Source organism: Paraburkholderia dilworthii (genome assembly GCF_000472525.1).
Lineage (GTDB): Bacteria > Pseudomonadota > Gammaproteobacteria > Burkholderiales > Burkholderiaceae > Paraburkholderia > Paraburkholderia dilworthii.
Genome location: NZ_AWZT01000012.1, coordinates 17,587 through 31,970 on the forward strand (window position 1 = coordinate 17,587; position 14,384 = coordinate 31,970).

Sequence of the window (14,384 nt, forward strand, 5' to 3'; positions counted from 1 at the left end):
TAGAATCGGTGCGGCCAGCCCGCTTTCGCGCCAAGGCTATACCTACGTTGCCTAGTCCGGTTGGCCGTAGACGACCCGAACCCGTCTTTTGATTTTCCAGGAAGCGGACATTCAAAGCGCAGGCTGCTCGCTCAACAATTTAGGTGCGGCCACTATGAAGAACCTCTAACAACGCATTCGGATCGCCTGGAGACTTCTTCGCCAACTCAACCTCTTCGCTGCTCAATCCATAAATCGCGAATCTTTGCCCTGCCGATGAATCGCTCCAAACAAAGTTAGAGTCCAAATCGAGCGACTGAGCTGACTTTACTATTTCAAACTCCAAAAGGCCAAAGCGTCGCTTTTTCAAGACCCTGACGACGATGCAGCAGATATTATTAAAACACCTGTCAGTGGGATCGGGTTTAACGCCCATATTGAATCCGCCTTGATCCTTAACACTAGGGAAAGCAAGGCCGTCGGCGTTGTTTCTTCTATATATCGAACGTGTTATAGCGCGGCTCAAAAGATAGTTTCTTTTACTTGCATCCGTGTCTGCAAGGACATTAGCGAAGAATTTGTCAATGTAAATCATTTTCAATGCAGCGTGACGAGGCATTGAATTTAATGCTTTTGTTAAGCCCATGCCTGGATCGGTCCCAGCAAAGCGCATATACCCGGCCTTTTGAACGTTCCAAAATTCACCAACTAGTGCCAATCGTACCGGGTTACCTTCATGCACGCGGAAACCTGCGAGTTGGACAAGGTGCCCCTCTTCAGCATCGATTTCTGCAATCGCAGTTTCCTTTCTTGCAGCAACGTAAAAACACGGGGATCCAGCGTCGTTCAAGCGTCCGACGCGAGCAACGTGAGGAGGCGGATAATTCATCTCAGCGAGATTTTTGAACGGCGTATCTTGAACGATACGCGCGCGCCAGAAAATGCTGCCCTTGCCCCAGTTGACGGAAAGAATCTTGTAGTGGCTGAACAAGGGAGCCACGGCGTGAGAGAACTCTTCTTCCACCTCGCTGCTAAGTGCTCTGTCAAAGATACGGTCGCAATCATCCAAGGTCATGTGGTCAATCCAATGGTTATTGATTGTTGTTAGTTCCCACCTGCCGAACAGCAAAGCCTCTCAAGCACGCTTGCATCTTCGTCCAACCATGGACGGGCCGATGGCAGATCAGAGCAGATTGTCGAGGATCTGAGAGCAAGCGCCCGACCGCAGATGTTCTTTTAGTCCGCAATATAGACACCGTACCGGTTCGCGGCAGGAACGTACCACTTGCCCGAAGGAGTAGCCGGTGACAGCACTAGCCGATTTGTCGTTGAGTCCCGTCGGCATCCGTCACTGTAATGGAGGCGCTGATGGTAAGTTTCATTGGTCCTCCTGCTTCTTTTGCCGAATTCACGTCAAAGGCAGGGTACAGGCTAGCCACCACTCGAAATGCTCCATTAATAATCGAATGAAGCGCAGAAGTTTCCATGCTTAATTTTCTGAATTTGATAGATTTTCCTTCGTCGGCGAAGATGATGGATATTGGACCGGCGCCAGTTTCACCGGTAGTGACTTGAGAATGCATGTGGTCAAACTGGTTTCGTATCAAACGCAATTCCTCAATTGAATTTTTATGATGCTTACAAAATTCCTGAGCTACCTGGGACGAATCTAACCTCTTGATTGCCATACAAGCTCGAAACGTAGCCGTGACACAATCCTCAACCTGCTCCGATACGTCAAGTACATGGAATAGTGCACCTCCATCTCTTGACTGATCCGCATTATCTTGCCGCTCGACTAGTTCTCTAGCCTTTGAGTAATGTCTTGATGCGCTCGCCACTGTATGAAGAAGCCATGATCGTAACTTTCTATCATCTTCCGACAGTGCTGGGTCTGGAACGAATACACTAATAAATGAATGCCGCTTTAATCCTTCGATATTTCCAAGAAGATCAGGAATGTACTTAACCGTCGGCAGTTTTGGGACTGTGTTCATCTTGGCGCTTAGTTTCGGGTGACGTTTAAAAGATACTTTATGCTTTCGAGAAGTTGAATTTCGAGCATGTTGCTCCCGTCCGGTTTGCCCTGTGAAAAGTTTTACCCAGTCGAGCCCTCGTCGCTAAGTCACCGCTTTTTTTTGCCGCTGCATCTCTACATACGTCGAGTAGTGCTTGTCGAGCGCGTCTGGACCGGGAGCGTCAGTGAAGCGATCCGGTACGACCGCTAGCGAGCTACCATTGTACTTCCCATAATCAGTCATTCGGAGCTGGGGTGCGACATGAACGATAGATCGTGAGTCGACGGACAGCAGGTAGAGGTCAAACAACGTGTGAATGTCTGCTCTGAGTAGTAGCCCATTGCGCAAGTTGTAGTCTGTGACCAATGAGTGTGGGACGATATGCGCAGCTTCCAGAAGTTCCTCAATCCGTGAGCCGGTGACAGCACACCGCGTTCGATACGCGTCCAACAGCGCGCGTCGGAATTTTGCCTGACCACGGCGGGTCTTGATGGCGCGTTTCTGTACTTCGTCGTAAGGGCCATCGTCTGTGTTGGTTTGATCGACATTGCCATCGACGGGCTTTTCTATCCCACGCACGATCACGCATGCCCCGCTGGAAAAATCGTAAGAGTGAACGTACCACTCCTGGCCGTCTAGATAACGCTTTTCAACCTTCGCTGCGCGCTCGGCCCGCTCTTCGCCCTCTGGGCGCTTTCCTGCGCCCACAATTACTCGCACCGGAAGTCGCCGCTCATAAGACTCCCGAATCGCATCGTCCAATGCCGCTCCCCGCCGCGCTTGGGTATTTGCCCGATTGCGCACCTTTATATCCACTTCGGGATTGCTGGCTATTCCGGACCGCTCCTCTTTCTCAACACGAACATTCCGATCAAAGTAAATCCATCCGTCTTCGTTGATTTTGAATTCGCTGTACCAGAGGCAAAGCACGAAGCCTTCGGTCAACGATCCGAAGCACCATTCGTAGCAGAAGTTAGGATTTGACTTAAAGTCTTCATTCCAACCATCAATCGACACACCTGCTTCGCGTAAAAGATCGTAAAGCGTGTCCGTCGATACTGGCTCAAGGCTCTCCAGTGATTCTGTTGGACGGGCGTCTGATCGTCTGAATGTGACGAGTCGATTGGCCTGGTCCAGCCCTACCTGCCGCCAGCCTTGCTCCAACCAGCATCGCCCAGGATGACCATCCTTAGTTCGAGAGTTCGCCCAAAATGGTTTGAATCGGTCAGCGGTCGGTGGTAGCGTCTCGCCGATTATTTTCTCCACATCAGCAAACGAGAGTGTCAGTTCACTGACGGATTGCGCGGCCAAGTGTTCTGCAAGTGGCTGATATTTGGTCATCGAGCGTCTCTACGATTTCTTGTATCGGCGAAAAATGTAATGCTGCGCGGTCAATAATTCGGCTGGTGATCGATTGTCGACGATGTGTCCCACGTCGTCGAGTGTCCCTGTCTGGCCGTCCCGTGCCGCACGCAGCGGCTCATGGAATCGTCCGGGACATGCTGTCGCGAACGGCGAATCGCTTCCACCAGGAGACAAATTTTTCGTGTTGCTCCATTAATGAAACGGCTTCAGGTGCCTGCATGAAGCATGCGAACATTGGCGCGGCATACAGATCGGCAAATGTCACGTCCCCGCCGATCAGAAACTCCCGGTCGTCGGACAGCCGGTTCAATTCGGATAGACATACAGCAGCACGCGGTAGCGCGGCGGCGATCTTCCGCTCGTCAGCTAACCGGCCTTCGCGAGCTAAAACCACCCGTTCAACGTATACGTCCCAAACTAGCGTTCGGTATGCATAGGAGTCCAGTATCCCCACGATCTGGTTTACTTTGGCGCGGGCTCTCGGATCTGTCGGTTGCAGTTTGCATCCGGGAAAAGCGTCGTCGATATAGCGAACAATCGCGCCTGTCTCGTAAAGCTCGAATTCACCGTGCTCGAAGGCTGGAATGCGGCCGAACGGGTGCCGTGTCAAATGCTCCTGCGGAACTCCCGTCTCTGCGAAGACGTCCACTTCGACCAGGCCATATTTGACCTTCTTCTCTTCCAGCGCAAGCCGGACTATCCGCACATAGACACTCCATGCGGCTCCGTATAAGTTCACCACTTCGGTTGTCGGCATAGCAACGCCCCGGTCGCGCATGAGAGGTGCGGATACGACAGTCTAATTTAATGAAGACAGCGACCGCCAATTCGCCGTTGACAACCGGCCATTCACGACGTAAAGCCGGTTTGTTGACGATCTATGCTTTGAGCGCGAGTGTCCCTTCATGGCCGGTCTCTGTCGGTAAACAATCTACGTCATGCTGGTCGCCGGACATGTCATCGGCAATCGACAGTGCTATGCGACGCTCCCTGCCGTAGACGAAAAAAAAGCCCGGGGTTCCAGAGGAGCCCACGGGCTGATCAAGACACAATTGGCGCTCACCTGTTGAAAGCGAGGCGGAACTGATCGCCGACCCCATGCGCGGCCCGCCGCGACGCAGTTCTCATCCAGCGATCCATCTCGGCCGCACGATGAGCAATGGTGTTTGACGCCCCTGCCTGCCGCGCCTTGACCCGCGCAGCAAAGTCCGGCGCCATGGAATCGACGCTGGCGACCCAGTCATACATCTTGACGCGCTCAAGGGCCTGCCCTTTCACGCCAAACAGGTGAAGCTTGGATCCGGTCGGCAGGTGCCCTTCCAGGCCTTCCAGGATGGCGAACAGCCCGTACCGGGGATCCGTCAGGTGCCGTCGGCAGACCGAACCGAGGCCGATCAGAACCGGCGCTGCAACCCATGGCATCCACCGCTCCCACACCTGCAGCAGCAGGTCGATGCTTCGTCGGTAATCGTCAACTGCCCAGCCCTGCGCAACGGGCACCGGAATCCGGACAGTGTTCTGAACGGCCTCTGCACTGCAGGTTGCCGCAAGCTCGTCCTGCCACGCATAAACCACCCGTAACATGGACTCCAGCAACGTCGCCGTTGCATTCACCCGATAGTCGATCGCATCCTGATCTGCGGCAAGCTCCGGTTCACAGCACATGTCCGGCTGTGCGACCCAAGATGCCCCGGAGAACGACGCCAGTTCGACGAACTGCTCCATGGTCCAGGGATAGACGCCTGCAATCCCGTTTTGGCCACCCTTTGCCTGGAAAAGCTTCATCGCTGAGAAACCCGCGCTATCCAGGGCGAAGTCAATCTCTGTAAGATCGGTCGCTCGCGGGATACGAAAGCGGCCTGTCTTTCGGTTCCAGAAGGCAGACGCCGACACCATTGCCGGGTACCCCTCGTTGAAAGCATGAAAGGCGAGCCGACCGCCGCTATGAGGGATGCCCACTCGAACGAGCAGCCCGTCATCTACATGAGCGTTTTTCTGCAGCACCGGCATGCCGGGCACGCGTGGGCTTCGAGTCATTTGCCACTCCAATGGAAAATGCGGAGCAGCCCTCGCGGGCGTGCCCCGCAAGGATAGGGAAAAAAGCACGACGGCTACGCAGCGATCACGCCCGTACGGGAGCGTGATCCCGTAGGGTATAAATGCTGGCTAGGACGACTCCACGACCCGGATATGTTTCATCCAGGTCACGCCTGACGGAAGACGCCTGATGAGCGCCAGCAGACCTGCGTCGTGGTGGCTTCGCGCCTCGACAGATGTGTCGTTAAGAACGGCGGCCTGAAGGTAGAACAGAAACGCGAGCGCTCCGGTGCCATGTTCTTCGGCTACATTGGCGAGCGTCTCAACTTCATCCAGAAGCTCACGGACGAAATTCGAACACAGGCTGGCGCGACGCATCGTAACGATTGCCGCGACCGCCAGATCCGCGGCGGCGCCCAGGTTGTTCTCCGGAATGTCATCGGTTGCGATTGCGCCAGAGTCGGCGAGACACCGCATCACGTCGTCAAAAAAATCAGTGCAAGAGTAAGTCATTTGGCCTGCTCCATAAGAGGATTGCCGGGGCAGCTCCCCCTTCCGGGGCTTGCCCCGGCGGGTGAGTAAAAGATGCGTCAGAGGTTAGGTCGGCACACAGTCGCCGTGACGCGAGTCGCGTCGCGTGCCCGTTGACACGGCTACTTTCAGTCGCCGGTCGAACGGCGACTGGCTTGCGCCAGGTGCGCGTATCGCTTTGCCTGCCGTGGCGGACAAAGCGGCCGCCGACTGCTGCTCCCAGAACAGGTATGCAATGGCAAGCAACGCGCCGATTGCTGCCGCGGTAGTGATCTGCTTTTTCATGAAGGCTCTCCATGCGAAAGGCCCCGACACTCTTTCGAGGTCGAGGCCTTGCGGATCAGGAACAGGTTTTCGGGTGCGCGACCGGAAAAACCAGCACGCGACCATCGTTGCAAAGAATGAAGTCGCCCGGCTCACCTCGCGGCTGCTGGATGACAATCGTCGATACGTGCCTCGACGGCTGAGGCTGGGCCTGCGGTTGAATCGTGCAGGCACACAGCGTCGAACTGCCTGCTGCCAGAAGCAGCATCATCAGGTTTTGCATTTAGTGAACTCGGTATGAAAAGGAAGGCCGCTTACGCGGCCCGCGATTCGAAAGGGATGCTGGCGTGGTGCGTTACCCACCTGCCGTCGACGAGGACGTCACGCAGGAGCGTGCCGTTCAGGACGTAGGTGTGGACAGTGCCCGTGCGCTGCAGTGCAGGCCGAACGGAGACGGTGACTGCTCCGGTTCGTGCATACATGTCGTACTTCTGTTTCATGGCGTTCCTCGTTGAAAAAAAAGCGAGGGAACGCCCCTATGGGGAGCGATCCCCACAGGGTTGGAAGATAAATTGACGCTCAGACGGCAAGCGCCTCTACGTCGATAACGGCGTCCGCTTCGGCAACCAGGTCCGGCGTTTGCGAGATGAAAAACTCCCGCTCGTAGCCGCCCTGTCGCAGAACTTCCCGCTTCATGCGCATGAACTGCAGCTTGCGCTGCGGATCAAGCGGACCATCGGACTCGTCGCTAAACAGCGTCTGATACGGCTGGCCCGCATTACTGGCCAGATACAGCGCAATGCCGCGTGTCAGACATTCGTTGATCCAGACCTTCTGGCCGCCCGACATCACCGTCACTGCCTTGGTGCTGTCGATATCGGCGTCGTGCACGAGGATTTCAAATCCCTCGCGCAGTTCGCCGCTCGCCAGTGCGCGTTGAGTCTGGATCTCGACCGTGAAGCGCATGCCATAACAGGCAAGCAACAGGTCGTTCACCATCTTCGTCAGCGCCGGGCCCGCATCGTCGATCGTCAGGGCAATCACACCTTCATTGCCTAGACCCTTCGCAAGCAGCTTCCAGCTGGTGATCTCATCGGAGATGCGGTTCGCACGCGATTGCGTCGCGTCGAATCCCGCCAGCTCCTTTGCGATGGCCTGCCGCTCGACTTCACGCGTTGCCTGTGAACGGATCAGCGATTCGATCCGCGCATCGGCTGCGGTGATGCCGTCGCGACACTGCGTCAGTTGCCGGTCCAGATCAGCAATGGCAGCGGTCACGTCTTCGACACCGAGCCGCGCAACTTCTGCGTCGAGTTCGCGCGCCTGCACCGACAGACTTTCCTGCTGTACCTGTCGTCGCTCTCGAACAGACTTCGCCTCGGCTTCCACAGTGTCCAGTTCTTCACTGGCCTTGCGAACGCCTTCGGTTGCTGCATCAAGCAATGGCTTGCGCGCCGCAAGATCGAGCGCCGTTTGCAGATCACGCCGCGAGGCCGCAATCTCCCCGGACAGCGTCTTGAGTTCGGCCCGTCGCGTTGCAAGCTGCTGCACTTCGGGCGTCAGACGATCCACCGCTTCACGGTTCGTGCGAAACGCCACACGAAGGTTGTTGAGCGAAATGCGCTGCTCGGGAACCTTTGCATCGGCTTCACGCGCCTGGGCAAGCAGAGGGCACGTGTTGTGCATCGCGTGACCCGCACAGGGAACGGCAGCGATCACGCTAGCCTGCTGTTCCAGAGACTTCAGCAACGACGCCTTCGACTCACCCTCGGACGTGAGCCCGTTGATGCGCGAAGTGGCCGCGGTCAGTTCAAGCTGCTTGGCCTCCAGTGCTGCGATGGCCTGCTGCATGGGCTCCACACGCGCTTCGAGGCTCGCCAGACGGGCCTGGGCACCATCGCGCGCGGCGGCGGCACCCAGGATGGCGTCACGCTGGGCAATCACCGCGTTGTGACCGGCAATCGACTCGCGTAAGGCCGACAGTCGCTGCGCAAAGCGGCGATCGTCAGCCACGCCGTCATTCACCAGTGCCTGCAGTGACGACGCGATCTGACTGCGTCGTCCGGCAAGTTCCCTTATCCGGGCCTGCGCATCCGCGTTCGCAGTCTGTTTTGCAACCAGAACTGAGCGCTGATCGCTTAGCGTGACCGACCGGGCATTGAATGCCTCCCGGCTCTCCCGAGCCGCGGCGACTGACTGGACATCCGACGCGATGGCCTGATCAATCTGCACAACGCGGTCGCGCTTCGCCCCGAATGCAACAAGCTGCTGGTGCGTAGCATCGAGCGCGCGGCCGAGAACCTTCACGACGTCGCCGGCTTTCGCCGACAGCGCGCGCAGATGGTCGATATGCAGAAGCTCCGCGAGCAGCCCTTTAATTTCACTTGCGCCATAGGACGCGAGTGGTCGGCGGTTCTGTGCGGAAAATACGCTGGTGAAAAAAGACTCCAGCGAACCGCACACCGACTCGACACACGCATCGTAGGTTTCGGCTTTCCCGTCTGACACAGTGCCGTCTCCGGTCTGCATCGGTTGCCATGTGCCGCTCGGGTCGCACCATGCAAGGAAATACTCAGCCTTGCCGGTTTTTCCCGGTTTGCGGAACGCGAACGATGAACGGTAATGGACGCCGCCGTGCTCCCATTCAAACTCCTTGAGCGCGTGCGTTCCGTACAGGTGGTCCCAGTACGAGAATCCGTCGACAGAAAGCTTGGTCGCATGCGAAGGCATGATCCTGTATGGATGCAGGTTATCCATGATCGTGGATTTCCCCGCGCCGTTCGGACCTGTCAACGCGATAAGGCCTGTTGGCAGCGACGCGAGATCGAGTGAGACGCTCTCGCGTTTCATACCGTCGCGCACCCCGATGAAACCCGTCAGGATCAGCTTTAGTGGGCGCATGAGGCGACCTCCGGATGCGGTGCATCGAAGAGGTAATCCGACGGCAGCCACGGCACATCATCGTCGTTGGCGTACAACGTGCCGACGACGGGATCTGCCAGGCGACGTGCGTCAGTCCCTTCTACCGCAGTTGCCTTCTCCGCGGCCTTTTCAGCGGCGAGCCTTTCAGCGGCCACCTTCTCGGCCGCCTTCGCCTCGAGAGTGCCTGAGACAGCTTCCTCAACGAGGTTGCAGGCGTGTGCGTAATCGGCGCTCGCCTGCCGCAGCAATGCATCCCAATTGTCGCAACCTGTCAGCACGCGGAGCTCGCGCGAGCCCCACTGATTCGCATAACCGCTGTTGAACGACCACAGCAGGTTCTGCATCTGCACGTCCGGCACCAGCGCAAGATCGGCACTGACCGAATCAATGCGTTCCGCGAGTACCAGCAAACGACCCTTCTGCGCGATTACCGCGCCGCGGCTCTCACCGAAGGGCTGATGGAAAATGCCTGCGCTGAATCCGGCGTGGACCGTGAGGACCTTCTGGATGTCGCGAGGCGCACGTGCTGCCGAAAAGTGCCGGACCCATCTGGCGCCGGCTGGATAAAGACCAAACATGAGGACACTCCGAAGAAAAATCGGCGGAGTGCATCCTTGGAGGGATGTTTCCCCGCCAGGGTTAAAAGAAAAAAATGGATGCAGCGAACTGCGATCGATGCGTCAGAGACGCGGGTAAATCTGGTTCCGGTAACACGCGGATGACGTGCTACCGGAACACGACTCGCGTCCCGCACGGGAGCGCCTTACAGGCCACTCCCGCTAGACGGCGGCTATGCCGCAAAAAGATCGTCATTCAGCCAGTCCAGCGTTGAAGGCTCAGTGCCAGCGGGCGCGGACGGCACCGCGGAAGCTGCCGGCGCATCTGCCGCGATGGCACCGACCGCTGGGTACGGCAGCACGGTTGCAAGCGTCTGCGGATCAGACCGCTCGTCCGGTTGTGAGTCGATGCGCGCCAGAACATCTGATGCGATCGCCTCCACCTCTGCCGAGACCAGCAACTGCAAGCGCTCCTGAAGCGGACCGACATCAACGACAGTCAGTTCGGCCCAGCGTGCGAGCTTTCCCTCGACCGTCGTCTCGAGACTGATGCCCTCGGCGCGACTACGCACGATGGGAAGGACCCGCGATTCGACCTTGAGGCCCGCAGCGCCGGAAAACAGCGCCTTGATGGCTTCGCGATCGACGGCCTGCCGATGCTCCTCGTCGACCTGCCAGCGCACACGCACGAACTTGTCGGTGGCGTCAGCGGCGATTTCAGCAAGGCGCGCCATATCGGGCGGCCCGTCGAAGTCGATACAGACCATCTGACGCGATGGCGTCGCGATGGGCGTTGCGCTCGCCATACCGGGTTGCACGTCCCACGCGAGATAGCCCTTCTCGCCCTCTTCGCCGTAATGAAACCGGCCGATCGAGCCGGGATACGCAACCAGTCTTCCCTCGCGCGCCCACTGCTGCGCCTTGTGGATATGGCCGAGCATGAACCCATCGCATTGGGCCTCGAAGAGCGCCGTGAGCGAGAATTCATGATCGAAGCCCGCCATCACCACGCCATGCTCCGTCGTGCAGCCATTGACGGTGCCGTGCGAGACACCGACCGTCGGGATACCCGCTGCCCGAAGCTGCGTGTTCACGCGGCCTGCCGCCGCCAGATATGCGGCAAGCACATCGCCCAGCTCCGTACCGGCTGCCAGCGCGCCAACGCCCGCGGCCAGTTGGCCCTTGTTGACCGTCGGAAGGCACGTGAACACAACTTCAGGCTTCACACCGATGAACTGGCACAGCTCGTCGTCCGAGAATACCGGGCCCGCCGAGGCCCAGAAACGACCGTCGATGAGCGCGACCTGCGAAACGCGATCGGCAATGTGCACCTGATGCGCGCCGCCCATCAATGCAAAGTTGTCGAGCGTGCCCGGAGGTTCGTGAGAGAACGTGCCTTGCAGCATCAGCACTGGCATCGCGTTAGCGAGCCGGTGCACCTGGGTAGCAAGCGCGTGCAGGGACGGTGCATGAGCGTCGAGCCGATGATCGGTCGAATCGCCGGAAATAACACCCACCTGTGCGCCGCCCGCGATCGCGTCGCCCACCGCAAAGCTGAAACAGCGTTCCGATTCGGCCAGATTGTCCGGAGCGTAATGCAGGTCAGAAAAATGAGCGAGTTTCAAATTCGCCTCCGTAAAAAGCACAAAGGCCACCCGAAGGCAGCCTCAAGGATGAACACCCGCGAGGGTGTGAAGAAAGGAAGATCAGTTCATAGCGAGCGCATCGCGAACCCGCATCAGCGTGATGCCGAGCAGGTTCTGTCCACGCCATTGCGACCGGTCAGACAGCCGTGGGTCGCGCTCGCCTATGCCGATGCCCCAGATCAGATCGTAGGGACTGGCTTCGACAAGTTCGGTCGGCGCCGTGGCAAGCAGGATGGATCTGAGCCCCGGGTTCTGCGCGAACTTCTCGCGACATCCCACGAAGACAATCGACTCGCGCTTCGCTACCCAGATTTTCTGATCAAAGCCGGCCACCTTGCGGCCTATCATCTTCTGGGTCATCGGATCGCGAGTGGCGAGAATCCTTGCAGCCGACTTCTCGTCGCTGAAGAGCTTCGCCTTGGAGAACATCATGAACTGTTCAACGCTCGTGAACGCAACGTCGTGATAGGTGAAACGGCAGAGATGCCAGTTGCTGAACACATCGTCCGCGCCAAAAAACGCGGTGAAATTGCCAATCTTGCGCACAGGACGACTCCTTGAAAACCAGACAGGAAATGGGCCGCCGAGGCGGGCTCTTTTCGATGCGCAGTTGCGCGGTCGAAAGCATTTGAGCAAACGCGGGCTTGCTGAAATGTTCTCGCGATCGAAACAGGAAAGAAGCAGGAAGGAAGCCAGCCCCGAAGGGCTGGCAAGGATTGAAGGAACGTCAGGTCAGTCGAGAAACGTCGGCTGTCTGGCCGCGCCGATCTCGCGATCGAACGCTTCACGGTCGGTCAGTGCCTGCACGAGTCGCTCGTTCATCTGGTCGACGTCCTGCTCGCGCTCGGTCCAGCCGCGCCCGAACCTCGTATGGGCGTAGATGCGGAAGTCCTGTTTGCGATTCTCCGCGCTCAGGCCAAGCCGTTGCAGCAGGTCGGACATCCGGTCGCGCTTGTCTGCAAGCGTTTCCGTCGATCCGGCAGTCGCCGGCTGTGCTGCAAGCACGTGTTGCAACAACGGACCGGCAGCCGCCGCATTGCCTGCACCTGCCGTCGAAGCGGTGGTGACGGTCGCCGCCGCGGCTTCGTTTGCCGTCGCAGCTTCAGTTCCAACAGTTACCGTCGTGCCGACACCTGTGCCCGCCTCCGGGTCGACGGACGCGTCCATCACGGTACCTTCGGCAACCGCGTTACCGATCGCTGCATCGACTTCGCCGCCGAGCCGCACGACATTGCCGCCCGCTTCGATCAGCGCGACCGCCCGGCTCGCCGTTTCCAGCGCGGAAGGTGCATCATCGGCAGCGTCGAGCAACGCACCGATATCGATGTCTGCATCGAGTACCGTGAGCATCTGGCTGGCTCTCACTGCCTCGCCGTGCTCGTTGATCCGCGTAATGTCGAACTCACGTTTTGTGATCCAGAATCGCGTGCCTGTCAGTTTGCCCCGAGCAAGCTGCACCGTCTGCATCGCCGAGTAGGCCTTCTGCAGAACGTAGATCGAGTTCGTCGGCAATTCAATCAGGCCGAGCCCCTTGATGTCCGGCACCGCGAACACGAAGCTTGCAGACAGATTGCAGTGTCGCGCCTGATACTGCGGGCACTGTTCCGGATCGCAGATGCCGTCCGGAATCGCCTCATCCTGACGACGGATGACGGTGCGTCCGCCGAAGTGCCGGACCGCACGTTGCGCACGCGGATCGCGCTCGATCTTTGCATATGTCATGCAATAGCGGATTCCATCGCGTTCGTACTGGGAGAAGAACTTCCGACCATTTGTGCCGTATACGGTCATCTGGTTCGGCAGGTTCTGCATCCAGTCGTTGAACGCGAACAGCACGGGAAACCGGTAGAGCTTCACGCCGTCACCGCGGTCCTCGCCATAGAGCCGCAGAATTTCGTCGGCCACGTCCGGATTGTTGAAGTCCGAGCGGCGGCAGGTGAAATACGCGGTGTTCTTCGGCACGAGCGCGTTTTTCAGATTGCACTTCGATTCAATCACTTTGGCTATCGCATCGTACGGATGGCCTTGAGCGACCATGTCGTTATAGATGCAGATCGCCTGGGCGTTGCCTCGCGCCTTTGCAGTGAGCACCTTGATACCTGGGCGGATATGCCCGATAACGGGCGGCCGCAACGCGCGTTCCTCAACGACGCTGCGAGCAGGGCCATTGACGAGATTGACTACGGCATTCATGAGAGTTTTCTCGCTAGAAAAAAGATGGCCGGGTGCGCAACTCGCTGGCTGACTGCTCCAGCGCGTGTGCTGCCGCGTCTCCGCGGCGCTCGGCTATGTGGGAAAGAAAAACGCGTCGATCCGGATCGCTGTACTTCGCGACCTGGGCGACCTCGCAACGCGCCCGCCATGCTGGCGATGCGGTATCTACAGTGGCGCGCTCCTCGGCAATCGTGTGGTTGATCGCTTCGGCAATGCGCTCGTCAAGACGGTCTGGAAGCAAGGAAGACCTCCTATGGGGCAGGACAACAGGACGAAAAAAAACGCGTCCCTCGGAGTGAGGAACGCGTTTCGGGATTCGATAAAAAATGACCTGAGCGCCACAACCCTTCTGGGGTCGTGGCGCTCAGGGAGCCGAGGGCTCATATACGAGGACGTCAGTCGTCCTCGCGCAGCATGATCACGCTGCGCAACAGCCCATTTTCGGAAAATGCATTCCGCCGCAGGATCACGGTTCAGTCGACTTCGATCGTTCTACCCAGACGGGCTCTGGAGAGAGAACACCCGATGTCCGGGTCCGAACGATGTCGCGGCGCAAATGAATGCGGCCAGCGACGAGTTTTACGACTGAATGAATGGGGAGCGCGGGCGAGGCGCTCATCAGAAGAGAATTCCACACCAGTAGCCAACTGGTCGGAGCATGCCTCGGGGTAAAGCTGCAGGCACGGCTTGGTACAGAAGATGGACTCCGGGCTGGCCGGGTCATGTCGATGCGTCAGAGACGCGAGAAGTAGAGTCAGTATTGCGCAAAAGTGAGCGCGCATAACCCCGAAAGGTCGCGAAAACAGCGCAGCTTTTGCCTGGGTCAATGTGTGCTACCGCACGCAAAATTG

The 14,384-nt window shown here is 58.2% G+C and carries 15 protein-coding genes; all 15 read right to left on the reverse strand.

Annotation, left to right across the window (positions count from 1 at the left end; translation table 11 throughout):
- Positions 1–139: 139 nt before the first annotated feature.
- Positions 140–1,054 (reverse strand): RES family NAD+ phosphorylase, encoded by a 915-nt coding sequence (locus F759_RS0113050; RefSeq protein WP_027800246.1) that lies wholly within the window; start codon positions 1,052–1,054, stop codon positions 140–142.
- 238 nt (positions 1,055–1,292) lie between these two features.
- Positions 1,293–1,976 (reverse strand): hypothetical protein, encoded by a 684-nt coding sequence (locus tag F759_RS42120; RefSeq protein WP_152530626.1) that lies wholly within the window; start codon positions 1,974–1,976, stop codon positions 1,293–1,295.
- Between the two features lie 123 nt (positions 1,977–2,099).
- Positions 2,100–3,338, reverse strand: coding sequence for an HNH endonuclease (locus F759_RS40115; RefSeq protein ID WP_084534249.1), 1,239 nt, complete (start codon positions 3,336–3,338; stop codon positions 2,100–2,102).
- Positions 3,339–3,477: 139 nt separating this feature from the next.
- Positions 3,478–4,119, reverse strand: coding sequence for a glutathione S-transferase family protein (locus F759_RS0113060; protein WP_027800247.1), 642 nt, complete (start codon positions 4,117–4,119; stop codon positions 3,478–3,480).
- 302 nt (positions 4,120–4,421) lie between these two features.
- Positions 4,422–5,399, reverse strand: coding sequence for a deazapurine DNA modification protein DpdA family protein (locus F759_RS0113065; protein ID WP_036024283.1), 978 nt, complete (start codon positions 5,397–5,399; stop codon positions 4,422–4,424).
- A gap of 129 nt (positions 5,400–5,528) precedes the next feature.
- Positions 5,529–5,912: a hypothetical protein gene (locus tag F759_RS37665; RefSeq protein WP_051377238.1), complete on the reverse strand. Its 384-nt coding sequence runs from the start codon at positions 5,910–5,912 to the stop codon at positions 5,529–5,531.
- Positions 5,913–5,996: 84 nt separating this feature from the next.
- Positions 5,997–6,215: a hypothetical protein gene (locus tag F759_RS0113075; RefSeq protein ID WP_027800249.1), complete on the reverse strand. Its 219-nt coding sequence runs from the start codon at positions 6,213–6,215 to the stop codon at positions 5,997–5,999.
- 55 nt (positions 6,216–6,270) lie between these two features.
- Positions 6,271–6,477, reverse strand: a complete 207-nt coding sequence (locus F759_RS0113080; RefSeq protein ID WP_027800250.1) for a hypothetical protein — start codon at positions 6,475–6,477, stop codon at positions 6,271–6,273.
- Positions 6,478–6,508: 31 nt separating this feature from the next.
- Positions 6,509–6,694, reverse strand: a complete 186-nt coding sequence (locus F759_RS0113085) for a hypothetical protein (RefSeq protein WP_027800251.1) — start codon at positions 6,692–6,694, stop codon at positions 6,509–6,511.
- Positions 6,695–6,773: 79 nt separating this feature from the next.
- Positions 6,774–9,095, reverse strand: a complete 2,322-nt coding sequence (locus F759_RS0113090; protein ID WP_027800252.1) for a nuclease SbcCD subunit C — start codon at positions 9,093–9,095, stop codon at positions 6,774–6,776.
- Entirely contained in the window at positions 9,083–9,526 is a 444-nt protein-coding gene (locus F759_RS0113095) for a hypothetical protein (RefSeq protein WP_244438819.1), read from the reverse strand. The genes F759_RS0113090 and F759_RS0113095 overlap by 13 nt, the downstream gene beginning before the upstream one ends.
- 380 nt (positions 9,527–9,906) lie before the next feature.
- Entirely contained in the window at positions 9,907–11,298 is a 1,392-nt protein-coding gene (locus tag F759_RS0113100) for a metallophosphoesterase family protein (protein ID WP_027800254.1), read from the reverse strand.
- Positions 11,299–11,379: 81 nt separating this feature from the next.
- Positions 11,380–11,865 (reverse strand): NADAR family protein, encoded by a 486-nt coding sequence (locus F759_RS0113105; RefSeq protein WP_027800255.1) that lies wholly within the window; start codon positions 11,863–11,865, stop codon positions 11,380–11,382.
- Positions 11,866–12,051: 186 nt separating this feature from the next.
- Entirely contained in the window at positions 12,052–13,512 is a 1,461-nt protein-coding gene (locus F759_RS0113110; protein WP_027800256.1) for a recombination directionality factor, read from the reverse strand.
- A gap of 13 nt (positions 13,513–13,525) precedes the next feature.
- The gene (locus F759_RS45405) at positions 13,526–13,774 is read right to left on the reverse strand and encodes a DUF7696 family protein (RefSeq protein ID WP_456088821.1); all 249 of its coding nucleotides are present in this window, start codon (positions 13,772–13,774) and stop codon (positions 13,526–13,528) included.
- Positions 13,775–14,384 lie beyond the last annotated feature (610 nt).